This is a genomic window from Streptomonospora nanhaiensis (assembly GCF_013410565.1).
Taxonomy (GTDB): domain Bacteria; phylum Actinomycetota; class Actinomycetes; order Streptosporangiales; family Streptosporangiaceae; genus Streptomonospora; species Streptomonospora nanhaiensis.
Genome location: NZ_JACCFO010000001.1, coordinates 2,196,592 through 2,220,068 on the forward strand (window position 1 = coordinate 2,196,592; position 23,477 = coordinate 2,220,068).

Consider the following 23,477-nt stretch of genomic DNA (forward strand, 5'->3'; position numbering starts at 1 on the left):
GCCGTCCCGTCGCCGAGCCCGACCACCGCCGAGCACCGCGATCACCACCGACCCGAACCCCCGCCGCCGCCCCCGTCACAACCCCAGCCACCGCCAACCGACCCGACCACCACCCACCCCAGGCACCCATCACCACCGCCGCCACCACCGCCACAGACCACGCCGTCTCAGGCCGCGCGTCCGCCCGCCTCGGAGGGAGCGGCGGGTACGGCGGGCGCAACCGGTACGCCGGGTGCCTCGTTGGCGCCGGGGGCCGCGCGCGGGCGGGACGTCTCCGGTCGGCGCCGTGCGGGTGGCAGCGGCGGCGACTCCGCGTCCTCGGTGCCGAACCAGTCGCGCAGCGACCGCCGCCAGGGGTTGGCGCGCAACCCCGGGTGGAGCACGGCCGCCGCCAGGCAGTACTTGCTGATGCGCCGGGGCCGCTCCCCCAGGTCGGCCAGCACCGCGTCGGCGGCGGTGGGCGGCCCCGCCGACTTGCACTCCACCACCACCCAGCCGGGGTCGGCCACCACGGCGGCGGCCTCCGAGCGGCACACCAGCCCGGTGTCGCAGGTGATCCGTGCGGTGCCCGAGCGCTGCACCAGGGTGCGCCGCCAGTAGGCGGTGACGGCGGTGCGGATCAGCTCGCCCGGCGGGTCCACGCCGTAGCCCGCGCGCAGCACCTCGGCCAGGAACGCGCGCGCGTCGTCGGTCAACTCGTCGCGCAGGGCGAAGGGGTGCTCCCTGCGCTGCTTGACGGTGGCGTCGCGGGCGCCCTCCAGCTTGACCTCGAAGGTGCAGGCGCCGGTGTCGAGGTAGCTGCGGGTGCGGACCTTGAATCTTCGGCGCCGGCCCTGGCGGTGCTGGCGGAATGTCAGCAGGTCGGGTGTGTCGAAGTAGGTCGAGGAGTAGCGGAACCGGCGCATCCCCCCGATCTGCAGGATGGACCAGTCCCCCTGGTCGGCCAGCCGGTCCAGGAAGGCGAGGAACACGTCGCGGCGGACGAGGTACTTGCGGTCGCGGCGGGTCTGCAGCTCGGCCCGCGCACGCACCTCGGCCAGCTCCATGCCGGGGAAGGCCGCCGCGGCGGCGGTCTCGGCGTGGCGGGCGCTCACCGCCGCTCCCCCGCGGCGGCGGAGCCGGCGCCGTTGGCGCGGCTCAGCCGGGTGGCCAGCCGCGCCGGGACGGCCGGCCAGGCGTCCTCGGGCCGGCGGTCGGCCAGGAAGCGGACGTCGACCACCATGGCGTCGCGGACGTAGTCGACCTCGTTGACCACGACCTTGGTGACCGGGGCGCGCAGCCGCCGCTCCAGGTCGGCGCGCAGGCCGGCGTCGTCGTGGTGCACCACGTCCAGGACCACCACGCGGCGGCGCGAGCGGCCGGTCAGCGCCGGGTGGTCGGCGACGTACATCGTGGCCAGCAGCAGCAGGTCGAGCCCGATCAGCACGCCGAAGGAGCCCTGGGCCAGCGCGTTGACCAGTCCCAGCGCCAGTGCGACGAAGTAGTAGCCGACCTCGCGCTGGCTGATCTCGTCGGAGCGCAGCCGGATGATCGAGAGCACGCCGAAGAGGCCGAACCCGATCGCCAACTCCACCCGCTGCGACATCAGCAGCGTGCACACCGTGAAGATCCCGGTGTTGAGGGCGATGTAGGCGAACATCAGGTCGGCGCGGCGGTGCCGCCGGTAGTAGATGAGGCAGGCCAGCACGGCGATGGCGATCACGTCGGCGGCGAGCGCGGGCAGAACCGTCACGTTCACTCGTTTCCTCACTTCCCGCACGGGTGGCGGTGCCCGGTCCAGACCAAGGGGCACCACCCAAGACTCTGCGGACAGGCGATGAAAAGTCAGTGAGCGACCCGTGAGGAAACCTTCATCAACCGCTAAAACACCGCTCGGACGGGCCCGCGCCCGGTGTCAGGGCGCCAGTCCCGCGTGGGCCAGGGCCTGGCGCAGCAGAACGTCCTGACCGCCGCTCATCTCCTGGGCCACGCCGGGGCCCGCGGCCTCCTCCGGCGAGAACCAGACGAGGTCCAGGGCGTCCTGGCGGGGGCGGCAGTCGCCGGTGACCGGAACGATGTAGGCCAGCGACACGGCGTGCTGGCGGGGGTCGTGGAAGGGCGTGACCCCCGGGGTCGGGAAGTACTCGGCGACGGTGAAGGGCTGCGGTGAGGCGGGCACCTGGGGCAGCGCCACGGGTCCGAGGTCCTTCTCCAGGTGGCGCAGCAGGGCGTCGCGGATCCGCTCGTGGTAGAGCACCCGGCCCGACACCAGGGAGCGGCTGATGCTGCCGTCGGGCGAGACCCCCAGCAGCAGGCCGACGCTGGTCACCGAGCCGGACTCGTCGACCCGCACCGGAACGGCGTTGACATAGACGATGGGCAGCCGGCCGCGCACCTCGTCGAGGTCGGTGCGGGTGAGCCAGCCGGGCGAGGTGTCCGTCGTTTCGGTCATGACGCCGTTCTACCGCATGGGGGCCGGGCCGGAGGGCACCCGCCCCGGCCCCGGGGACGCGGCGGGCGGGCACCGGAGCGGCCGAAGCCCTGCCCCGGCGGGCCTTCGGCTTCTATCCTGCGAGTCATGGAGCTACGGCACCTGGAGCACTTCGTCGCGGTCGCCGAGGAGCAGCACTTCACCCGGGCGGCCGAGGTGCTCGGGATCGCCCAGTCCGGCCTGTCGGCCTCAGTGCGCGCCCTGGAGCGCGAACTGGGCGCCGACCTGTTCGTGCGCACCACGCGCCGGGTGCGGCTCACCGAGGCCGGGCGGGCCCTGCTGACCGAGGCCCGGCGCACCCTGGCCTGCGCCACCGCGGCGCGCGAGGCGGTGAAGGCGGTGGGCGGGCTGCTGACCGGCACGCTGCGCGTGGGCACCGAGCAGTGCATGGCCGCGATCGAGCCGGTGGCCCTGCTCGCCGACTTCCGCACCCGCCACCCCGGGGTCGAGGTCCACCTGGTGCAGGCCGGCTCGGCGCGGCTGCTGGAGAGCGTGCGCTCGGGCGAACTGGACCTCGCGTTCGTGGCGGGTGTGGCGCCCCCGCAGGGCGTGCGGCTGGAGCCGCTGACCGAGGAGCCGATGCTGCTGCTGTGCCGCCCCGACCACCCGCTGGCCGGCGCGGGCGGGGCCGTGGCGCTGGAGCGGCTGGCCGGCGAGGTGTTCGTGGACCTGCACCCCGACTGGGGGTCGCGGCGGGCCGCCGACGCCGCGTTCAGCGCGGCCGGCGTGCGCCGCCAGGTCGCCATGCAGGTCAGTGACGTGTTCACGCTGCTGGACCTGGTCACCCGCGGGCTGGGGGTGGCCGTGGTGCCCCGGCCCGTCACGGCCAAGCCGCAGGCCGCCACACTGCGGGCGGTGCCGCTGGCGGCCGCCGCGGCGTGGCGGGTGGGCGTGGCGACCTCGGCCGCGCGGCGGCCCGGTGCGGCGGCGCAGGCGCTCGCCGCGATGATTCAGCACCCGCCGTGCTGAATTCGATCCGAAACAGGTGTTGGACGCGGGCGGCGCCGCTGGCGACGATGGCCGGGTGAGGGGTGCGGGCGGGCGCGGGCGCGCACCGCCCCAGGCCGCGCGGCAACGAAGGAGGCAGGCCCCATGGCGCAGGAAGTCCGCGGAGTCGTATCGCGTGAGAAGGACGCCCCGGTGGCGGTCGAGACGATCGTCGTTCCCGACCCGGGCCCCGGCGAGGCGGTGGTGCGGGTGCAGGCGTGCGGGGTCTGCCACACCGACCTGCACTACAAGCAGGGCGGTATCAGCGACACCTACCCCTTCCTGCTGGGCCACGAGGCGGCCGGCGTGGTGGAGTCGGTGGGCGCCGGGGTCACCGAGGTCGAGCCCGGCGACTTCGTCGTGCTGAACTGGCGGGCGGTGTGCGGCCAGTGCCGCGCCTGCCGGCGGGGCCGGCCCTGGTACTGCTTCGACACCCACAACGCCGCCCAGCCGATGACCCTGGCCGACGGCACGCCGCTCAGCCCGGCCCTGGGGATCGGCGCCTTCGCCGACAAGACCCTGGTGGCGGCCGGGCAGTGCACGAAGGTCGACCGCCGCGCCGCGCCCGCCGCCGCCGGGCTGCTGGGCTGCGGCGTGATGGCCGGTCTGGGCGCCGCGCTGAACACCGGCGGCGTGGGCCGGGGCGACAGCGTCGCGGTCATCGGGTGCGGCGGGGTGGGCACCGCCGCCGTCATGGGGGCGCGGCTGGCGGGGGCGGCGCGGATCATCGCCGTCGACATCGACCGGCGCAAGCTCGACACCGCCGCGCGGCTGGGCGCCACCCATACGGTGGACTCCCGCGCGACCGATCCGGTCGAGGCCGTCCGGGAGCTGACCGGCGGGTTCGGCGCCGACGTCGTCATCGAGGCGGTGGGCCGCCCCGAGACCTACCGGCAGGCGTTCTACGCCCGCGACCTCGCCGGCACGGTGGTGCTGGTGGGGGTGCCCACGCCCGAGATGACCCTGGAACTGCCGCTGCTGGACGTGTTCGGGCGCGGCGGCGCGCTGAAGTCGTCGTGGTACGGCGACTGCCTGCCCAGCCGCGACTTCCCCATGCTCGTCGACCTCTACCTGCAGGACCGGCTCGACCTCGACGCGTTCGTGTCCGAGACCATCGCCCTGGACGATGTGGAGGGCGCGTTCGAGCGCATGCACCGCGGCGACGTGCTGCGCTCGGTGGTGCTGCTGTAGGACGCGGGCGGCCCGCGGCGGCACCGCCCGCGGCACGGCCGCGGCTCAGGCGGGGCCGCCGCGGGCCGCCTCGGCGATCCCGGCGACGATCCGCCGCAGGATCGGGCGGGGCGTGGCGAAGTTGAGGCGCGCGTGCCCGAGCCCGGGCGCGCCGCAGTCGGGGCCGTCGACCAGCACGATCCCGGCGCGCTCGCGCAGCACGCGGGCGGGGTGGTCGCCCAGGCCCAGCGGGCGCAGGTCCAGCCAGGCCAGGTAGGTGCCCTCGGGCGCGGTCCAGTCGAGGGCGGGCAGGTGCTCGGCCAGCAGGCCGGCCAGGGCTTCGCGGTTGCCGTCGAGGTAGGCCAGCACGTCGGCCAGCCAGGGCCCGCCCGCGGTGTAGGCGGCGGTGTTGGCGGCCGCGCCCAGGGTGCTGGCGCCGTTGAAGGTGTAGGGGCCCAGCCGCTCGACGGCCGCGGCGTCGGCGTCGTTGCTGATGATCAGCTGCGCGCACTTGAGGCCCGGCAGGTTCCACGCCTTGGACGCCGAGGTGGCGGTCACGGTGTGCGCGGCGGTGGCCGGCGACAGCGACGCGTAGGGGATGTGCCGGTGGCCGGGGTAGGTCAGCGGCGCGTGGATCTCGTCGGCGAAGACCCGGCCGCCGTGGCGCTCCACCACGGCGCTGAGCTCGGTCAGCTCCGCGGCGGTGTGCACCCGCCCCAGCGGGTTGTGCGGGTTGCACAGCACGAGCAGGTGGCCTCCGGCGCGGAAGGCGGCGTCGAGCGCGTCGAGGTCGAGCACGTGCCGGCCGCCGTCGCGCACCATGGGGACCTCGATGACGGCGCGGTCCAGAGTGGCGGGCAGGCTCAGGAACGGCATGTAGGCCGGGGTCGGCAGGATGACGGGACTGCCGGGACGCGAGAAGTGCCGCACGGCGAGTTCGAAGCCGTTGAGGACGTCGGCCAGCGGGTGGACGCGGGCGGGGTCGACCGCCCAGCCGTAGCGCTCCCGCTGCCACCGGGCGCAGGCGGCGGCCAGCTCGGCGGCGGCGCGGGGCGGCAGGTAGCCGAAGGCCATGGAGTCCACGGCCGCGCGCAGCGCGTCCAGGACGGCGGGCGCGGTGCCGAAGTCCATCTCGGCGACGAACGCGCCGAGGCTGCGGTCGCCGTGGAGGGTCCACTTCAGGCTGCCGCGCGCCCGCAGGGTGTCGATGGTCACGGCGTCGAACGTGCTCACCCGGCTCACAGGCGCCCCTTCCGGTCGGCTGGCGGCGGTGCCGGGCGCGGCGCGCACGCGCGGGGCGGCGCGGTGGCGGGGGCGGCGCCCGGAGTACGCGGGCAGACGCCGCCCGGCGCCTGGCAGGCCAACTCTAGGACGCGGGCTGCCTGGTGCCGCCGCGGGCCGCCGTGAGTTCGCCGTACAGCTCCTCCCACATGGGGTGCACGACCGAGGGCGCGTACCCGCGGGAGGTCTCCAGCGCGGCGGCGCCCATGTCGGCGCGCAGCGTGCGGTCGGCCATGAGCGTGCAGATCGCCTCGGCCAGCGCGTCGGTGTCCTTGGGCGGCACCAGGATGCCGTCCTTGCCGTCGGTGATGACGTCGGCGGGGCCGGTGGGGCAGTCGAAGCTGACCACCGGCAGCGCGTGGGTCATCGCCTCGATGACGACCATGGGCAGGCCCTCGAAGCGCGAGCTGAGGATGTAGAAGGACGCCTTGGCGAGCTCGTCGTCCATTTGGTCGGTGTGGCCCATGAGGAACACGTGGTTGTAGAGGTGGTGCTCCTCGATGAGGGCCCGGAGTTCGGCCTTCTTCTTGCCGGTGCCGAAGATGCGCAGCTGCCAGTCGGGGTGCCGCTCGGCCACCTGCTTGTAGGCGGGGATCAGCATGTCGAAGCCCTTTTGCGGGATGAGCCGGCCCGCGGCCAGGGCGATCTTGTTGCTGTGGTCGGAGGGCACCTGGTCCAGGGAGTGCACGGCGTTGGGGATGCGCACGACCCGGGTGCGGGGCAGCAGCTTCTCGTAGTCGGCGCGGTCGCGGTGGGTGAGCACGGCGACGGCGTCGAAGCGGGGGTAGTAGCGTGCGATGGCCTGCTGGACGTCCTTGCGGTGCGTGCCCAGGTTCATGTGCTCCTGGGCGACCCGGACCAGGCCGGGGTCGGCGTAGCGCGCGACCAGGATGTTCAGCGCGGGCCGGGTGGACACCAGGATGCCGTCGTGGACGCCCTTGAGGTAGCGGATGACCTCGCGTTCGACGTAGCGCGTGAAGTACTCGGCGCCGAACTCCCCGGCGGGCACCACGGCGCCGGGCTTGGCCTTGAGGCGGGTGGTGTCCCAGGAGCGGTAGCGCGACACCAGGCCGGACGCGGGCTCCGCCTGCGTGGCCCCGGTGTCGGTGCCGCGCTCGTCGATGATGGTGGTCAGCCGCACCCGGTCGTCGAGGGGGAAGACGGGGGTGTCGCGGTGGCGCACCACGCTGACGATCTCGATGTCGTTGCCCCGCTCGACCAGCGTGTTGGCCTGGTTGAACACCGTGCGGATGGTGCCGCCGGTGCCGAACGCGTTGAGCAGCAGGTAGCGGATCCTCATGGTGTTGCCTGCCCGGGGGACTCGGATGGGTGGGGGGCGCACTCGACGGACAGGTTGTCCTTGATGGTGTAGAACGGCTGGATCGCCAGCGCGGTTCCGTCGTCGCTCCGGACGTACTGCACCGGGAAGACCATGATCTTCTTCTTGCCGCGGATGTCGTCGAGCCGGCGGCCGACGCGCAGCCAGTGGTCGGTGCCCAGGTCGGCGGCGTCCTCGGGCGCGAGGTAGAGGTCCCACTTGACCGCCGCCGCGCGGGTGCCGGGGTCGGCCGGCACGAGGTCGGCCAGCGGCACGGCGGCGTCGAAGCGGGCGCCCGCCCCGGGGAGGTCGTAGGTCAGGCGGGTGTCGTGGTCGCGGAGCTGCAGGACGAGGAGCCACCGGGTGGACGCGGGGTCGGGGTGTCCGTGGATGTCGCCGACGACGCGGATGCGGCCGTCGCGCGGCCACACCTCGGCGATCTCGGCGAGCGGGGTGTCCGCGCGGCTCTGGACGCTCACGAGACCACTGCCCCTTCGCGCGCGCCGGACTCCACGTAGCCCCAGGTCTGGCTGATGGGCCGCAGGATCTCGGGGATCTCGTCGGGGTCGGGCAGCTTGCGGCCGGGCTGCACGCTGCCGGACCGGATCTTGTCCTTCCAGTCGCCCAGGCCCTTGGTGTAGTTGCCCTCGGTGCTCTGGCCGTAGTCGAGCATCTGCGGCTCGAAGTCGATGTCGAGGTGGTCGCAGATGCGCTTCAGCTCGGCGGCGGGGTCGGCGGTGAGGTCCTCGTAGCGGACGGTCAGGGAGGACTCCAGGCCCTCGCGGGCGCGCTGGACGGCGTTCATGTAGCGCAGGGCGTCCTCGTTGGCCTCGTCGACGGTGCGCTTCTGGGGGTCGGCCTCGTGCCAGGAGCGGGCGATGGACACGGGGTGGCGCAGCAGGCAGATGAAGCGGGCGTCGGGCCAGCAGGCCGCCAGGCGCTTGTAGACGAAGGAGTTGCTGGGGGTCTTCTCGACGATGAAGTCCTTGCCCGACTTCACCAGCTCGCGGTGCAGCACGCGGTCCCACAGCAGGTGCTCCAGGTCGCCGCGCTGGAGGTCCAGCTCCTCCATGGCGCGCTGGGACAGCTTGGTGCGGAAGTGCACCTCCAGGCGCCGGATGTGCAGCTCGTGGGGGGCGTGCAGGCGGGAGTGGCCGTTGAGCAGCAGGCGCAGCAGGGTGGAACCCGAGCGCACCGGCGAGATGACGAACACGGGGCGGTCGAGCAGGCGGTCCAGCGCGGGGTCCTGCGGCGGGCGGTAGGACACCGAGGGGGCCTTGGCCTTCTTTGCGGGTTCGGCCGCGGTCTTCGGGGCGGCGCCGGCCGGGGCGGTGTCCGGCTTCTTGCGCACTCTGCGCAGCTCAACGCCCATGCTGGCGCCGAGCGCCGAGTTCATCTTGCGTAGAAGATCCATGCTCATGGAACTTATGGCTCTTTTCGACTGAGAGCAAAAGGGAACGTACGTGCGGTGTTTACGCCGATGCCGGGCGGCGGCCACCCCCGCGCCACCGGGGCGGGCGATCCTGGCGCGGGCACGTGTGTCCGACCGGGGACGGCCGCCGACGCGCGACGGATTCGGGGCCGACGCGCCGGTTCCACGGCCGCGAAACGCATACGCTCCGCGGCCCTCCGCGTGAAACCGACCGCGGCGCCCTGAGCCCGGGAACCGCGACGGGGCCGGTGCCCGCCGGCCGACGGCGCGGCCCCTGCCACGATAACCGCCGCCCCGAGTGCCCGGCGCGCCCGCGTGTTCCGCCCGTTGGCCCGGTGGCCGGCTCCTCTCCTGACGCTCTTCCACCGCCGGCCCACGATCACATATAGCACAGGAGTGATCACCCTCCGATACCTTTTCCCCAGCCGGGAGCCGCGCGGCCCGCAGATTGACAGCATGCTGCCTTTTTGACAGAATACTGTCATGACAACGAAGACCGTGCACCTCGCCGTTTACAACGACCTCGCCGACTGGGAGACCGGGCACGCCGTGGCCCACATCCGCAACGGGGAGTTCCAGGAGGGGCCCGACCGCTACGAGGTCGTCACGGTGGGCGCCACCGCCGACCCGGTCACCACCATGGGCGGCCTGCGGGTGGCCCCCGACCTCGCGCTGGCCGACCTCGACCCCGCGGACAGCGCCCTGCTGATCCTCCCGGGCTCCAACTGCTGGTACACCGACCCCGACGCGCTGGCCCCCTTCACCCGCGCGGCCCGCGCGTTCCTGGCGGCCGGCGCCCCGGTGGCCGCCATCTGCGGCGCCACGGTGGGCCTCGCCCGCGAGGGCCTGCTGGACGACCGCGCCCACACCTCCGGCAGCGCCGAGGACCTCGCGGCCACCGGCTACCGGGGCACCGCACACTACCGCGACGAACTCGCGGTGACCGACGGCGGCCTCATCACCGCCGGCCCCACGGCGCCGGTGGAGTTCGCCCGCGAGGTGTTCGCCGTGCTCGGGCTGTACCGGCCCGAGGTGCTGGCCGCCTGGTACAAGCTGTTCTCCGCCCACGACCCCTCGGCCTTCGGCGCCCTGATGGCGGCCGAGGGCGGAGCGGCGTGAGCGCCGCCGCGGACGGCGGGGCCCCGGCAGGCCCCGCCCCCGCCGGCGAGGACGCCGCCCAGCGACTGCTGTCGGAGGCCGCCCTCACCGCCTTCCGGCTCAACGGCCGGTTCCTGGCGGTGGCCGAGGACCTGGCTCGCCCGGCGGGGCTGACGGCGGCGTGGTGGCAGGTGCTGGGCGCGGTCCTGCGCGCGCCGCTGCCGGTGGCCGAGGTCGCCCGGGCCATGGGCATCACGCGGCAGAGCGTGCAGCGCGTCGCCGACCTCCTGGTGGCCAAGGGCCTCGCCGAGTACCGGCCCAACCCGGCGCACCGCCGCGCCAAACTGCTGGCCCCCACCGCCGAGGGCCGCGCCGCCGTCCAGCGGATCGACCCCGCCCACCACGCCCTGGCCCACCGCCTGGCCGCCGAACTGGGCCCGGCGGACCTGGCGGCGGCCGTGGCGGCCATGCGCCGGCTCGGCGACGCCCTGGAGGAGGCCGCCGCCGCGCCCCCTCCGGCGGAGCCGGCCGGCGCCTGACCCTCGGCCCCGCTCCCGGCGGCGGCCCGCGCCCCACGGCGCGGGCCGCCGCCGCTTCTCCTGCCGCCCGCTCCTCCCCCTCCCCTTCCCGCCCGCGCGTCCGCGCCAGTGGCGCCGCGCGCGCTCCGATGTTACTGTCACTCACATAGTTAGAGGCACTTATATAGGAGCGACCGTGCCCACTGCCACCGCCCCCCGCTGGACCCCCGCCGACATCCCCCGCCTCCACGGCCGCACCGTCGTGGTCACCGGCGCCAACAGCGGCATCGGATTCGAGGCCGCGCTGGCCTTCGCGCGCGCCGGCGCCCACGTCGTGCCGGCCTGCCGCGGCGGCAAGGCCGAGGAGGCCGCCGACCGGCTGCGCGCCGAGGTCCCCGCCGCCTCCCTGGACCCCATGTAACTCGACCTCGCCCGGCTCGCCTCGGTGCGGGCCTTCTCCGCCGCCCTGCTTCAGCGCCGCCCGGTCATCGACGCGCTGTGCAACAACGCCGGCATCATGGCCGTCCCGCGCCGGCAGACCACCGAGGACGGGTTCGAGCTTCAGTTCGGCACCAACCATTTGGGCCACTTCGCCCTGACCGGCCTGCTGATCGGCGCCGTCACGGCCGCGCCGCAGGGCAGGGTGGTGACCGTCAGCAGCGGGGGCCACCGCGGCCGGACCCTGGACTTCGCCGACCTGCACGCCGAGCGCTCCTACGGCAAGTGGGCCGCCTACGGCCGCTCCAAGCTGGCCAACCTGCTCTTCGCCTACGAGCTCGACCGCCGCCTCAAGGCCGCCGGGCACACCGCCCTCTCCCTTGCCTGCCACCCCGGCGCGGCGCGGTCGCGCCTGATCTCCACCGGCCACCGCACCGGTGGCGGCCGCCCCGACTGGTGGCTGCGGCTGGCCTACACCGGTGCCCAGTCCGCGCGCGCGGGGGCGCTGCCCACGGTGCGCGCGGCCGTGGACCCGGGCCTGCGCGGCGGCGAGTACGTCGGCCCGGCCGGCCTGGGGCAGTCGCGGGGGCTGCCGGCCGTGGTGGCGTCCGGCCCGGCCTCCCACGACCGCGCGGCGGCCGAGCGGCTGTGGGCGGCCTCGGAGGAGCTGACCGGGGTGCGGTTCGCGCTCTAGCGCCGGGCGCCGCGCGCCGTGGCCTACGCTGATGCCCGTGCCCCAACCGCGCAAGCGCCCCTACCACCACGGCGACCTGCGGGAGTCGCTGATCGACACCGCGATCGCCATCATCGGCGAACGGGGCGTGGGCGGGTTCTCGATCGCCGAGGCGAGCCGGCGGCTGGGGGTCACCTCGGCCGCGCCCTACCGGCACTTCGCCGACCGCGACCGGCTGCTGGCCGCCGCGGCGGCCCGGGCCGCCGACCGGCTCGCCGCCGACCTCGCCGCGGCCACCGCCGAGGAGGCGGGCCCCGCCGACCGGCTGGCCGCCGCCGCCCGCGCCTACGTGCGCTTCACCGCCGAGCGGCCCGCGCTGTTCCACGTGCTCTACCACTCGGGCCTGGACAAGTCCGCCCACCCCGAACTGCTCAGCGCGGGCCGGGGGGTGTCCGAGCAGTTCACCGGCCCCGCCCGCGACCTGCTCGGCGCCACCGGCGACGCCGACGCGCTCGCGCTCGCCGCCGCGGCCAGCGCGCACGGGCACGCGATGCTGCTGGCCGACGAGCCGCCCGGAGGCGCCGACGCGCGGACCGCGGCCGACCGCGCCGCCGTCGCGGTGCGGGCGCTGGTGGCCGGCTGGCCGCGCACCGCCTAGCGCGGCGGCCGGGTCGCGGGTGCCCCGGGCCGTGATGAACAACCGGCCAATCCGGTAAAGGCGGCGCGGACGGCGATGAGTCCGCGCCCTCCGGACGGTCTGCCCTGTGCGCTACCGGTGCGGGCGGGCCCGCCCGCACCGGAGCGCGCCCGACCGACAGCGGCCGACCATCGAAAAGGACCGCCCATGACCAGCACCGACCACACCGCCGACACCCCCACCGCCTCCGGCGCGCACCGCCTCGCGGTTCCCGGCGCCCGCCTGCGCTACACCGTCCGCGGCCGGGGGCCGCTGCTCATGCTCATCGGCGCGCCGATGAGCGCCGACCACTTCGCCGGGCTCGCCGACGCCCTGGCCGCCGACCACACCGTCGTGACCCACGACCCGCGCGGCACCGCCGGCAGCCGCATCGAGGGCCCCGAGCACGACAGCACGCCGCAGCTGCGCGCCGACGACGCCGTCGCCGTCCTCGACGCCCTCGGCGCGGAGTCCGCCGACGTCTTCGGCAGCAGCGGCGGCGCCGTCACCGGCCTGGCGATGGCCGAGCGCCACCCCGGCCGCGTCCGCACCCTGGTCGCCCACGAGCCGCCGCTGACCGAGCTGCTGCCCGACGCCGCCGAGCACCGCGCCGCGACCGACGACATCGTGGCCACCTTCCACCGCGAGGGCCCGGGTGCCGCCTGGATGAAGTTCATGGCCAACGCCGGGTTCGACACGGGGCCGGGCGATCCCGAGGCGGCCGAGGCGGCCGACGCGGCGCCGCAGGCGGCGCCGCAGGCGGCGCCCGAGGAGCCCTCCGAGCAGGACCTGGCCGACACCCGCCACTTCTTCGTCCACCAGCTCCAGGCCACCACCCGCTATGTGCCCGACGCCGCGAAGGTGGCGGCCGGGGCGGCCCGCGTGGTGGTGGGGATCGGCGCCGACTCCGGCCACCTGCTCACCCACCGGACCACCACGGCGCTGGCCGACCTGCTCGGCGTCGAGCCGACCGTGTTCCCCGGCGACCACGGGGGCTTCCTCGGGGCGCCCGCGGAGTTCGCCGCGGCCCTGCGCGCCGTGCTGGACCGCGCCTAGCCCGCGGCCCCCGTGCCGCCCGCCGACGTGCGCCGGTCAGCCGGCCCAGCGCACGTCGGCGGGCAGCGGATGGCCCTCCTCCCGCAGGCCCCGCAGGCACTCCAGGAAGCCGCGCGCGGGCGGCGTGAGGCGGCGCCCGCGCGGCACCACCACGCTCAGCCGCCGGTCCAGCACCGGGGCCGCCAGCGGCAGCCGCACGTAGGACGCGAAGCTCATCAGCACCTCCACCAGCGCCGGCATGGCCGACACCCCCAGCCCGGCCGCCAGCAGCCCGCCCACGGTCGACACGTTGCCCGCCTCGATGACCCCGGCCGGCCGGACCCCCGCCTCGGCGAAGGCGCGGTCGGTGCCGGCGCGCACGCTGGAGTCGGCGCCCACGGCGATGAACTCCTCGCCGGCGAAGTCGGCCCACGCCAGCGCGGCGGCGCCGGCGCGCGGGTGGCCGGGCGGCAGCACCGCGAAGAACCGGTCCTCCACCAGCGGCTCGGCGCGCAGGTCGGCGGGCAGCCGGTCGGCCACGGTGATGGCGAGGTCGGCGGCGCCCGCGGCCAGCCGCTCCAGGGCGGTGTCGGACATCCCGTCGAGGATGCGCACCGCGATCCCCGGGCGCTGGGCCCGGAACCGGGCGATGACCGGGGGCAGCAGCGCCGCCGCGACCGAGGGCAGGGTCGCGATGGTGACCGCGCCGCGCTCCCCCGCCAGGTAGCGCTCCAGCCCCGCCATCTCGACGCGGTGGGCGGCCAGCACGCGTTCGGCGGCCTCCAGCACCTGCTGGCCCTCGGGCGTGCGCCGGATGCGCCGCGTGGTGCGGTCGAGCAGCCGCACGCCCAGCACCCGCTCGATCTCCAGGACGGTGCGGCTCAGCGAGGACTGCGCCACCCGCAGCTCGCGCGCCGCCGCCGTGAAACTCTCGGCGCGGGCCACGGCGGCGTAGACGGCGAGCTGGCGCAGCGTCAGATCCATGCCTGGGAAGCATAGGTTCTTCGGATATTGATGTTGGACACGCAACGGAAACGATTGGCAGCATCGGGCGGGTGAGGCGCATCACACCCCCTGCCGCTCACCCGCAGCCGTAAAGGACCCCGCCATGCTGACCGCCATGGGCTTCGCGACCATCGCCGCCGTCCTGGGCCTGCTGCTGTCCAACCGCGTCTCGGCGGTGGTCGCCCTCACGGCCGCGCCCGTGGCGGCGGCCCTGGCCGCCGGGTTCGGCCCGGCCGAGATCGGGGAGTTCGCCGCGACCGGGATCGCGGGCGTGGCCGGCACCGCGGCGATGTTCGTGTTCGCCATCCTCTACTTCGGCGTCATGCGCGACGCCGGGCTGTTCGACCCCGTGGTGCGCCGGGTGCTGCGCTTCGCCGGGCACAACCCGGTGACCGTCGCGGTGGCCACGGTGGTGCTGGCGATGCTCGCCCACCTCGACGGCGCCGGCGCCACGACCTTCCTCATCACCATCCCGGCGATGCTGCCGCTCTACGAGGCCCTGGGCATGCGCCGCCTGGTGCTGGCGGCGCTCACCGGCCTGGGTGCGGGCATCATGAACCTGGTCCCGTGGGGCGGCCCGACCGCCCGCGCGGCCACCGCCATCGGCGCCGACGCCAACGCGCTGTGGGTGCCGCTGATCCCGGCGCAACTGGCGGGGATCGCGGCCTGCCTGGCCATCGCCTACCTGCTGGGCCGCAGGGAGCGGACCCGCCTGGCCGCCGAGGCGCCCGTGCCCGCGCCCGCCGGTGCGGGCGCGCCGGGCGGCGCGGCCGCGTCCGCCGCACCCGCCCCCAGCGGGGAGGGCACCGCCGAGGACCGCGGCGCGGCGCTGGGCCGCCCCCGCCTCTTCTGGTTCAACGCCGCCCTGACCGCCGCCACCGTGGCCGCGCTGGTCTCAGCCGTGCTGCCGCCCGAACTCGTCTTCATGCTCGCCCTGGTCGTGGCCCTGGTGGTCAACTACCCCGGGCTCAAGGCCCAGACCGACCGCGTCAACGCCCACGCCGAGGGCGCGATCCTCATGGCCAGCACCCTCCTGGCCGCCGGGGTGTTCCTCGGGGTCATGGAGGAGAGCGGCATGATCGAGGGCATGGCCCGCGCGCTCACCGGCGCCATGCCCGAGGCGGTCGGGCCCGGCCTGCCGCTGCTGGTGGGCGTGCTCGCCGTGCCGCTGAGCCTGCTGTTCGGCCCCGACGCCTACTACTTCGCGGTGCTGCCGGTGCTCACCGCCGTGGGCGAGACGTTCGGCGTGCCGGCCACCACCCTGGCCCAGGCGTCGATCGTGGGCGAGGAGACGGTCGGGTTCCCCATCAGCCCTCTCACCGGTTCCTTCTACCTGCTCACCGGCCTGTCGGGGGTCTCCATCGGCGCCCACATCCGCTACCTGCTGCCCTGGGCGTGGCTGGTGAGCCTGGTCGTGCTGGCCGCCGCCGTCGCCACCGGGGTCGTCCCGCTGTGGGCCGGCTGAGACCGGGCTTCGGCCCCGGCCGCCGCTCCCCGCATCCCCGTCCCGTACGTCCCACGGAAGCGAGGCACGTGACTACCGCACAGGCCCGGATCGCCTGCGGCGCCGGATTCGCCGCCGACCGCACCGCACCGGCGGTCGACCTCGTCGAACGAGGCGACCTCGACGTCATCGCCCTGGAGTGCCTGGGCGAGCGCACCGTCGCGCTGGCCGCCCTGCGCCGGCTCGCCGACCCCGCCGGCGGGTTCGACCCCATGCTGGCCAAGCGCATGCGGCTGCTGCTGGAGCCCCTGCACCGCACCGGCACCCGGCTGGTGACCAACGCCGGCGCCGCCGACCCCGTGGGGGCCGCCCGCATGGTGCGGGCGCTCGGCGCGGAGCTGGGCGTGCCCACGACCGTGGCCGCCGTCACCGGCGACGACGTCCTGGACCGCCTCGACCGCACCGCTCCGGCCTGGGAGGACGGCCTGCCGCTGGAGGCCCACGGCGAACTCGTCTCGGCCAACGCCTACATCGGCGCCGACGCCCTGCTGCCCGCCCTGGACACCCCCGCGGCGGTGGTGGTGGCCGGGCGCGCCGCCGACCCCTCTCTGTTCCTGGCGCCCCTGGCGCACACCCTGGGCTGGGACACCGCCGACTGGGCGCGCATGGCGGCGGGGACCCTGGTGGGCCACCTGCTGGAGTGCGCCGGCCAGGTCACCGGCGGCTACTTCGCCGACCCCGGGCGCAAGCCGGTGCCCGGCCTGGCCGACCTGGGCTACCCGCTGGCCGAGGTGGACTCCGACGGCGCCGCCGTGGTCACCAAGCTGCCCGGCACCGGCGGCCGGGTGGACCGCATGACCGTGGTCGAGCAGCTCACCTACGAGGTCACCGACCCGCGCGGGTATCTGACCCCCGACGTCACGCTGGACATGAGCGCGGTGGCGGTCACCGACACCGGCGGCGACCGGGTGGCGGTGCGCGGCGCGCGCGGCCGGCCCCGGCCCGCCGAGCTCAAGGTCAGCGTCGGCTACCGCGCCGGGTTCCGCGGCGAGGGCGAGATCGGCTACGCGGGCACCGGCGCCCTGGCCCGAGCCCGGCTGGCCGCCGAGGTGGTGCGCGAGCGGCTCGCCGGGGTGCCGGCCCGGCTGCGCGTGGACATCGTGGGCCACAGCGCGCTGCACGGCGCCGCGCTGGCCGGCGCGGCCGAGCCCTATGAGTGCCGCCTGCGCGTGGCGGGCCTGGCCGCGGACCGGGCCGCGGCCGAGGCGGTCGGCGAGGAGGTCAGCGCGCTCTACACCTCCGGCCCCGCCGGGGGCGGGGGCCTGCGCGTGGGTACCGAGGAGGTCATCGGCGTGCTGTCGACAACGATCCCGCGCGAGCGGGTGGAGACCGGGGTCGTCGTGCTGGAGGGGGGCGCGGGGCGATGAGGGTGCGGCTGCACGAGGTGGCCCACGCCCGCGCGGGCGACAAGGGCAACCTGAACACGATCTCGCTGATCCCCTACGACCCGGCGTGGTACCCGGCGCTGTGCGCGGCGGTGACACCGGAGGCGGTGGCCGCGCACCTGGCCGACCGGGTGGCCGGACCGGTGGTGCGCCACCGGCTGGACAACCTGGCCGCGCTGATCTTCGTCTGCCCGCGCGCGCCCGAGGACACCGTCACCACCTCGCTGCACCTGGACGCCCACGGCAAGAGCCTCAGTTCGGCCCTGCTGGAGCTGGAGGTGGAGGTGCCCGGCGCCCCCGGGTGAGGCCGGGCGGGCCTTCGCGCGGCGGCCGGGCGGCCGTGCGAGGCCCGCGACCTGCGGCGCCCTCGGCGGGTTGGGGCCGGACGACTCCCCCGGCGCGGCTAGCATGACCGCGTGCACACCCCTTCCGACCTCGCGCTCCCCGCTGCCCATCGGGTCTTCGGCGAGGCGGTGCTCCTGGGCGGAGCCGGCACGGCCGTGCTGCTGCAGATCGCCCACCCCTCGGTCGCCCAGGGGGTGGCCGACCACAGCGACTTCGCCCACCGCCCGCTGGACCGCCTGCGCGGCACGCTCGTGTTCGTCTACACCCAGATGTTCGGTACCCCCGAGGAGGCCGACCGGGTGGCCCGGATCGTGCGCGCCATCCACACGCGGGTCACCGGCCCCGGCTACGACGCCCGCGACCCCGACCTCCAGGTGTGGGTAGCCGCCACCCTCTACCACTGCAACCTGCGGCTGTATGAGATGGTCTTCGGCCCGCTGCCCGAGGCGGACCGCGACGACGTCTACCGGCGCTCGGCCGTCTTCGCCACCAGCCTGGGCTGCCCCGCCGACCGCTGGCCGGCCACCCGAGCCGACTTCGACGCCTACTGGGCCGGCGCGGTCGCCCGCCTCGCGGTGAGCGACGCCGCCCGCGGCACCGCGCGCACCCTGTTCGCGCCGCCCAACCGGGCGCTGCGCCCGCTGACCGCGGCCCAGCGCTTCCTCACCGCCGGGCTGCTGCCCGAGGACGTGCGCCGCCAGTACGGCCTGGAGTGGGACCCCGCCCGGCAGCGCCGGTTCGACCGGCTGGTACGCCTGGTCCGCGCCTGGTACCCCCGGCTGCCGCGCGCGGTGCGGACCCTGCCGCGCGACGCCTACCTGTGGGACATGCGCCGCCGGGGCGGCTGGAAGCGGCGTCCGCCCAACCGCGGCGCCGCCCGCGCCGCGGCCCGCCGCCGACGCGCGGCCGAGCAGGGGCGCGCGGCCTAGTCCGCGCCCGGGGCGCGGGTCAGGCGGACTCGCGCGCGACGAGTTCCGTCGGCAGCACCACGTGGGTGCGGCCCTGCTGCTCGGCGGGGGTCAGCAGGAGGCGCACCATTTCCGTCGCCTGTTCGACCACGGGGTGGCGGACGGTGGTCAGCGGGGGGTCGGTGAAGCGCGCGGCCTCGATGTCGTCGAACCCCACCACCGCCACGTCGTCGGGTACCCGGCGGCCCGCCCTGCGCAGGGTGTGCAGGGCGCCGATGGCCATCAGGTCGTTGGCCGCGAACACGGCGTCGAGGGCGGGGTCGTCCTCCAGCAGGCGGCGCATGGCCTCGGCGCCGGAGTCGCGGGTGAAGTCGCCGACCGCCACGGCCGGCCGGTGCCGCACCGATCCCAGGGCGTCGCGGTAGCCGGTGAGCCGGTCCTGCCCGGCGGTCATGTCCTGCGGGCCGGCGATGGCGGCGATGCGCCGGCGCCCGGCCGCCAGGAGGTGGCGCACGGCCTGGCGGGCGCCGCCCGCGTTGTCGTTGTCGGCGTAGGGCAGGTCCACCTCGACGGCGGGCCGCCCGTAGGAGACCACCGGCACGCCCAGCCGGGCGATGGCGGCCGGCAGCGGGTCGGCGCCGTGCATCGACACGAACATGACGCCGTCCACGTGCCCCCCGGCCACGTAGCCCTCGACCCGGGCCTGCGCCGGGGGCGACCCGGCCAGCATCAGCACGACCTGCTTGCCCGCCGCCTCCAGCTCGTTGCTCGCGGTGCGCACCACCAGCGAGAACAGGGGGTCGTCGGAGAACACGCGGGTGGGGGGTTCGGAGACGACCAGCGCGATGGAGTCGGTCTGCCGGGTGACCAGGCTGCGCGCGGCGGAGTTGGGCACGTAGCCCAGTTCGTCGACGGCGCGCAGCACGGCCTCGCGCATGCGCGGGTCGACGGTGGTGCGCCCGTTGACGACGCGGGAGACGGTCGCCCGGGACACCCGCGCGCGGGCGGCGACCGCCTCAAGGGTGGGACGCCTGCCGACCACTGGTCCTCCCGTGTTGTGCGTCTCCGCCGCCCGGTGCGGCCGGGCCGGCCGGCGGCCGCCCCGCGGGTGCGGCGGCGCGGGCCGCGGGCCCGGCGGGCAGCGGGCCCCGGCGGATTACCGTCCACTCGTACCCGGGGCGCAAACCCGGAAAACCCGGGCGCGGGGGCCGGACCGCCGGGCGGCCGCGCCTGGCCAGGGCCGTCGCCCGCGCGGCGGGGGACTCCGCGCCGCGCGGGCGCCGCGCGGCGGCAAGTCCGCACGCCTGCCCGCCTTGTCGGGACCGGGTTTGTGTGTCACTTTCGAAGGTGAGAGAGCGCTCTCTCGGCAACGACGCCGCACCTCCTCCACGCCGGATCCCCCACCATCCCCCACCCGCGAACGCAGGGAAGAGGCCCACGTGCACAACGCTGAGACCCCTCGACCGCCCCGGAGCAGACACCTCCGCCGACTGCTCGCCGTCCTCGGCGCGCTGGTCTTGCCCCTCGCCGTGCTCACCACGGCGACCACCCCCGCCCACGCCGACGTGCCGCCCACCCCCCAGGGCTGGAACCTCGTGTGGAGCGACGACTTCACCGGCGCCGCCGGCAGCCTCCCCGACTCGGGGAGGTGGATCGTGGACACCGGTACCTCCTACCCCGGCGGCCCGGCCAACTGGGGCACCGGCGAGGTCCAGACCTACACCTCCAACCCGCAGAACATCGGCCTCGACGGGCAGGGCAACCTGCGCATCACCCCCCGGCGCGACTCCTCGGGCCAGTGGACCTCCGCGCGCATCGAGACCCGCAAGGCCGACTTCAAACCCGCCGACGGCGAGACCCTGCGCATCGAGGGCCGCATCCAGGTGCCCAACGTCACGGGCCAGGCCGCCCTCGGCTACTGGCCGGCGTTCTGGGCGCTCGGCTCGCCCTACCGGGGCAACTACTGGAACTGGCCGGCCATCGGCGAGTTCGACATCATGGAGAACGTCAACGGGATCAACTCCGTCTGGGGCGTCCTGCACTGCGGGGTCAACCCGGGCGGCCCCTGCAACGAGACCAACGGACTCGGCGCCAGCCGGCCCTGCCCCGGGTCCACCTGCCAGTCCGGCTTCCACACCTACCGGTTCGAGTGGGACCGCGAGGGCTCCTCGGGCCAGCTGCGCTGGTACGTCGACGGCCAGCTCTACCACACCGTCACCCAGAGCCAGGTCGGCGCGACCGCCTGGAACGACATGACCAGCCACGCCGGCTACTTCATCCTGCTCAACGTCGCGATGGGCGGCGGGTTCCCCGACGGCGTGCAGGGCAGCCCCACGCCCACGGCCGCCACCCAGCCCGGCCACCCCATGGTGGTCGACTACGTCGCCGTGTGGGAGAGCACCTCGGGCGGGCCCACCGATCCCCCGGGCGACGGCGTGGACGCCCGCTCCACCATCCAGGGCGAGGACTACCAGGCGCAGTCGGGCACCTCGCTGGAGACGACCACCGACACCGGCGGCGGGCGCAACGTCGCCCAGATCGCCAACGGCGACTGGCTGCGCTTCGACGGCGTGGAGTTCGGATCGACCGCCGCCCACCAGTTCCGGGCCCGGGTCGCCTCGGGCGCGGCGCCGGGGGTGAGCGGCCTGGTCGAGGTGCGGCTGGGCAGCCCCACGGCCGCGCCGGTCGCCAGCTTCGCGGTGGCCAACACCGGCGGATGGCAGAACTGGCGCACGGTCCCGGCGAACATGAGCGCGGTGACCGGGACCCACACGGTCTACCTGACGTTCACCAGCGGCCAGCCGGCCGACTTCGTCAACCTGAACTGGTTCACGTTCTCGACCTCCTGACCGCCGCCGGCCGGCCGGGGCTCCCCGGCCGGCCGGCGCCTTCGAACGGCGGCCGTCGGGCCGCGGCGCGCCGCGGTCCGACGGCCGCGGTGTCACAGGCGCTGGAGGGCGTGCAGCACCTGCTCCAGGGTCTCGCGCGGGGGCGATCGGAAGCACCCGCCCGGAGAGGGGCGGCGGGCGGTGACCCGGCCGGTGGCGAGCAGGTCGCCCAGCAGGGCCGTGACCACGCTCACCGGCAGGCCCAGCCGTGCCGCCAACTCCCCCACCGGCGTGGGGACGCGGCACAGGCGCAGGATGCGGACGTGCTCGGAGGGGGTACCGGGGGCGGCGTCCCCGGTGCTGACGATCAGGGTGGCGCCGTCGAGGGAGCGCTCCGCCGTGCCGACACGGCCGGCGGTGAGCGTGAACAGGCGCTCGGGGGACTCCTGTCCGGTGCGGCTCAGCGTCATGGCGCGGGTTCCCCGCCCAGCGCCGGGCCGGCGGCCGGGGCCGGGGCGTCTCCGGCCGGAACGCGGGCGCGCCGGGGTCGGGGCGCCCTGGCCGGAAGGCCGTCCGGCGGCCGGCACCCGCTGCGGTCTGCGGTGGTCATCGCGGTGTTCCACTCCTTTGTCGCGTGGTGCCCGCCGGGGCGGGCGGGCGGGGCTGGGTGCGCCGGACCGGCACCCGGGCCGGCGCGGGTCGTTAGTCGGCGGCCGGGCCGGGGCCGCCGAGGCCGCGGCCGAACGCCTGGCGGAAGGCGGCGAACCGGGCGGCCGGGTCGCCGCCGGGCCGACCGGGTTCACCCGGTTCACCGTCGTCCGGCGCGGCCGGAGGCTCGGGCCAGACGGGTCCGGCGGCGGGCAGGGCCGCCCCGCGGCGGCGCCGGGGCAGCGGCGCGCGGGCGGCGGGCTCCAGGACGGGGCGGTGGTCGCCTACGCGGGCGCGCGGGGGCGCGGGCACGGCGCCGACGGGGCCGTCGTGCGGCGATGGGGCGGGCAGGGGGTAGCGGGGGGCGGTGGTGACCAGGTGGGGCGGAATCAGCAGGACGGCGCCGGTGCCGCCGAGGGCCGAGGGGCGGAAGGAGATCCGCAGCCCGTGCTCGGCGGCGGCCGCGCCCGCCACGGCCAGGCCCAGGCGGGCGCCGGTGAGGGCGGTGAAGTCGTGCGGGGTCGCGACCATCTGCTCGGCGCGGCGGCGCTCGCGGCCGCGCATGCCGCGGCCGGCGTCCTCGACGGTGACCGTGACGCCGGTGTCGCGCTCCGCGACGTGGACGTGGACCTCGGTGTCGGCGGGCGAGAAGGCGGCGGCGTTGTCCATCAGCTCGGCCAGGGCCTGCATCACGCCCTCGGCGGCGGCGCCCACGACGGCGGCGGAGCCGGTGGAGCGGATGCGCACGCGCCGGTAGTCGCGGATGCGGCCCATGGCGCCGCGCAGGATGCTCTCCATGGTGATGGGCGCGGCCCAGCGCCGCCCGGTCCGGCCGCGCGCCAGGAGCGCGATTCCGTCGGCGACCCGGCCGGCCTGGCAGACGCGGTGGTCGAGTTCGAAGAGGTCGGCCATGACGTGGTCCTGGTCGCCGTAGCGGTCCTGGAGCACGCGCAGCAGCGCGAGCAGGCCGGTGCACCCCGTCTGCAGGCGGGCCGCGGCGGCGGCCGTGGCGGCCAGGGCGCACCGGCCGCGCCGGTCGCCCTCGCCCAGGGCCGCACCGACCCGGCGCACGAGCGTGCGCAGGGTGTCGTCGGCGGTGCCGATCCGCTCCAGGGCGGCGGCCACGGCCTCGTCGGCGCGGACGCCCTCCCGCTGGATGTCGCACCAGAGCAGGTCGACGCCCTCGTGGGCGAACGCGAGCAGGGTCCGCTCCAGTTCGGCGGCGCGCCGCCGCGCGCGGGCGGCCTCGGCCCACAGCAGGGCGGTGGCGGAGAGGGCGGCGCACAGCAGGGCGCCCAGCACGGCCGCCGCGGCGGCGGTGGGCGGGCTCCCGGCCACGGGAAGGGCGGCTCCGGCCCACCACGCGGCGGCGAGTGCGGCCGCCGCGGCGCAGAGGGCGGGGGCGGCGCGCGGGTGCGGGAAGGCGGGGTCCGCGGAGCGCTGCGACGGTGAGCGGTCGGACACGCGTGCTGACATTGATCATGTCCTCGTCGGCGATGGGGGCAGGCCGGTCCAGCCCGGTGGCGGACCCCGTGCCGCCGCTCGAAAGGGGGCGCTCGGATAAAGGCGGTGCCTGTGCTTGATTTAAAATTCAACGGACGGTGCGGAGGTCCGTGACTCACGGTAGCCCGTGCGGCCGCCCACGGAGCGGTAAATGGCGCAATCAACGGCCTTCCGCGAACCGGGAATGCGCAATTGCGCGAGGGCGCGATTGCGGAGGCCATGGTCCTGCATCGCGGCGAATTGCGCTCTCGACGC

Annotated in this window: 22 protein-coding genes and 1 pseudogene; 12 read left to right on the forward strand and 11 right to left on the reverse strand. The window is 75.9% G+C overall.

All coding sequences use genetic code 11. From position 1 onward, the window contains the following. Positions 1-167 precede the first annotated feature (167 nt). The 3 genes from HNR12_RS09400 to HNR12_RS09410 all read right to left on the reverse strand — a co-directional run bounded on the left by HNR12_RS09400 (position 168) and on the right by HNR12_RS09410 (position 2,431). Complete coding sequence (locus HNR12_RS09400) at positions 168-1,094, reverse strand: VTC domain-containing protein (RefSeq protein WP_308251241.1); 927 nt, start codon at positions 1,092-1,094, stop codon at positions 168-170. Continuing rightward, a complete protein-coding gene (locus HNR12_RS09405; RefSeq protein WP_179767129.1) occupies positions 1,091-1,738 on the reverse strand; it encodes a DUF4956 domain-containing protein in 648 nt (215 codons plus the stop codon). Before HNR12_RS09405 ends, HNR12_RS09400 begins: the two co-directional genes overlap by 4 nt. Before the next feature lie 156 nt (positions 1,739-1,894). Next, positions 1,895-2,431, reverse strand: coding sequence for an NUDIX hydrolase family protein (locus HNR12_RS09410; protein ID WP_179767130.1), 537 nt, complete (start codon positions 2,429-2,431; stop codon positions 1,895-1,897). A 126-nt stretch (positions 2,432-2,557) separates the two neighbouring features. Here HNR12_RS09410 and HNR12_RS09415 point away from each other — a divergent pair, with 126 nt between their 5' ends. Together HNR12_RS09415 and HNR12_RS09420 are read left to right on the forward strand one after the other, a co-directional pair. Beyond that, a complete protein-coding gene (locus HNR12_RS09415) occupies positions 2,558-3,439 on the forward strand; it encodes a LysR family transcriptional regulator (RefSeq protein ID WP_179767131.1) in 882 nt (293 codons plus the stop codon). Positions 3,440-3,562: 123 nt separating this feature from the next. Next, positions 3,563-4,648, forward strand: a complete 1,086-nt coding sequence (locus tag HNR12_RS09420; protein WP_179767132.1) for an S-(hydroxymethyl)mycothiol dehydrogenase — start codon at positions 3,563-3,565, stop codon at positions 4,646-4,648. 45 nt (positions 4,649-4,693) lie between these two features. On the opposite strand, the gene HNR12_RS09425 is transcribed toward HNR12_RS09420, so the two are convergent. From HNR12_RS09425 to HNR12_RS09440, 4 genes are all read right to left on the reverse strand, one after another. Beyond that, entirely contained in the window at positions 4,694-5,869 is a 1,176-nt protein-coding gene (locus HNR12_RS09425) for an aminotransferase class I/II-fold pyridoxal phosphate-dependent enzyme (RefSeq protein ID WP_179767133.1), read from the reverse strand. Positions 5,870-5,993: 124 nt separating this feature from the next. Then, positions 5,994-7,208: a glycosyltransferase family 4 protein gene (locus tag HNR12_RS09430; protein ID WP_179767134.1), complete on the reverse strand. Its 1,215-nt coding sequence runs from the start codon at positions 7,206-7,208 to the stop codon at positions 5,994-5,996. Further along, on the reverse strand, positions 7,205-7,705 hold the full coding sequence (locus HNR12_RS09435; protein ID WP_179767135.1) for a hypothetical protein: 501 nt from the start codon (positions 7,703-7,705) through the stop codon (positions 7,205-7,207). Before HNR12_RS09435 ends, HNR12_RS09430 begins: the two co-directional genes overlap by 4 nt. After that, positions 7,702-8,646, reverse strand: a complete 945-nt coding sequence (locus HNR12_RS09440; RefSeq protein ID WP_246425042.1) for a sulfotransferase family protein — start codon at positions 8,644-8,646, stop codon at positions 7,702-7,704. The genes HNR12_RS09435 and HNR12_RS09440 overlap by 4 nt, the downstream gene beginning before the upstream one ends. 495 nt (positions 8,647-9,141) lie before the next feature. Between HNR12_RS09440 and HNR12_RS09445 the strand changes: the two genes are divergently transcribed. From HNR12_RS09445 to HNR12_RS09465, 5 genes and pseudogenes are all read left to right on the forward strand, one after another. Continuing rightward, complete coding sequence (locus HNR12_RS09445) at positions 9,142-9,777, forward strand: DJ-1/PfpI family protein (RefSeq protein WP_179767136.1); 636 nt, start codon at positions 9,142-9,144, stop codon at positions 9,775-9,777. Continuing rightward, positions 9,774-10,295, forward strand: a complete 522-nt coding sequence (locus HNR12_RS09450; protein ID WP_179767137.1) for a MarR family winged helix-turn-helix transcriptional regulator — start codon at positions 9,774-9,776, stop codon at positions 10,293-10,295. The genes HNR12_RS09445 and HNR12_RS09450 overlap by 4 nt, the downstream gene beginning before the upstream one ends. 241 nt (positions 10,296-10,536) lie before the next feature. After that, positions 10,537-11,406: pseudogene (locus tag HNR12_RS09455) on the forward strand (oxidoreductase). 31 nt (positions 11,407-11,437) lie between these two features. Continuing rightward, entirely contained in the window at positions 11,438-12,043 is a 606-nt protein-coding gene (locus tag HNR12_RS09460) for a TetR/AcrR family transcriptional regulator (protein WP_179767138.1), read from the forward strand. Positions 12,044-12,229: 186 nt separating this feature from the next. Beyond that, the gene (locus HNR12_RS09465) at positions 12,230-13,117 is read left to right on the forward strand and encodes an alpha/beta fold hydrolase (protein WP_179767139.1); all 888 of its coding nucleotides are present in this window, start codon (positions 12,230-12,232) and stop codon (positions 13,115-13,117) included. A 36-nt stretch (positions 13,118-13,153) separates the two neighbouring features. On the opposite strand, the gene HNR12_RS09470 is transcribed toward HNR12_RS09465, so the two are convergent. Next, a complete protein-coding gene (locus HNR12_RS09470) occupies positions 13,154-14,080 on the reverse strand; it encodes a LysR family transcriptional regulator (RefSeq protein WP_179767140.1) in 927 nt (308 codons plus the stop codon). 124 nt (positions 14,081-14,204) lie between these two features. On the opposite strand from HNR12_RS09470, the gene HNR12_RS09475 reads away from it, so the two are divergent. The 4 genes from HNR12_RS09475 to HNR12_RS09490 all read left to right on the forward strand — a co-directional run bounded on the left by HNR12_RS09475 (position 14,205) and on the right by HNR12_RS09490 (position 18,264). Continuing rightward, a complete protein-coding gene (locus HNR12_RS09475) occupies positions 14,205-15,566 on the forward strand; it encodes a CitMHS family transporter (RefSeq protein WP_179767141.1) in 1,362 nt (453 codons plus the stop codon). A gap of 68 nt (positions 15,567-15,634) precedes the next feature. Then, positions 15,635-16,972, forward strand: coding sequence for an acyclic terpene utilization AtuA family protein (locus HNR12_RS09480; protein WP_179767142.1), 1,338 nt, complete (start codon positions 15,635-15,637; stop codon positions 16,970-16,972). Beyond that, positions 16,969-17,295 carry an AtuA-related protein gene (locus tag HNR12_RS09485; protein WP_179767143.1) on the forward strand — a complete coding sequence of 109 codons (327 nt, stop codon included), beginning with the start codon at positions 16,969-16,971 and terminating at the stop codon, positions 17,293-17,295. The genes HNR12_RS09480 and HNR12_RS09485 overlap by 4 nt, the downstream gene beginning before the upstream one ends. Before the next feature lie 111 nt (positions 17,296-17,406). Then, complete coding sequence (locus HNR12_RS09490) at positions 17,407-18,264, forward strand: oxygenase MpaB family protein (RefSeq protein WP_179767144.1); 858 nt, start codon at positions 17,407-17,409, stop codon at positions 18,262-18,264. Between the two features lie 19 nt (positions 18,265-18,283). Here the strand turns inward: HNR12_RS09490 and HNR12_RS09495 are convergent, their stop codons facing one another. Beyond that, complete coding sequence (locus tag HNR12_RS09495) at positions 18,284-19,285, reverse strand: LacI family DNA-binding transcriptional regulator (RefSeq protein ID WP_179767145.1); 1,002 nt, start codon at positions 19,283-19,285, stop codon at positions 18,284-18,286. A gap of 397 nt (positions 19,286-19,682) precedes the next feature. On the opposite strand from HNR12_RS09495, the gene HNR12_RS09500 reads away from it, so the two are divergent. Beyond that, positions 19,683-21,092, forward strand: a complete 1,410-nt coding sequence (locus HNR12_RS09500; RefSeq protein WP_179767146.1) for a carbohydrate-binding protein — start codon at positions 19,683-19,685, stop codon at positions 21,090-21,092. A 92-nt stretch (positions 21,093-21,184) separates the two neighbouring features. Here HNR12_RS09500 and HNR12_RS09505 read toward each other — a convergent pair whose 3' ends face one another. Together HNR12_RS09505 and HNR12_RS09510 are read right to left on the reverse strand one after the other, a co-directional pair. Then, entirely contained in the window at positions 21,185-21,541 is a 357-nt protein-coding gene (locus HNR12_RS09505) for a DUF742 domain-containing protein (RefSeq protein ID WP_179767147.1), read from the reverse strand. A gap of 232 nt (positions 21,542-21,773) precedes the next feature. Continuing rightward, the gene (locus tag HNR12_RS09510) at positions 21,774-23,195 is read right to left on the reverse strand and encodes an ATP-binding protein (RefSeq protein WP_217781657.1); all 1,422 of its coding nucleotides are present in this window, start codon (positions 23,193-23,195) and stop codon (positions 21,774-21,776) included. Between the last annotated feature and the right edge of the window lie 282 nt (positions 23,196-23,477).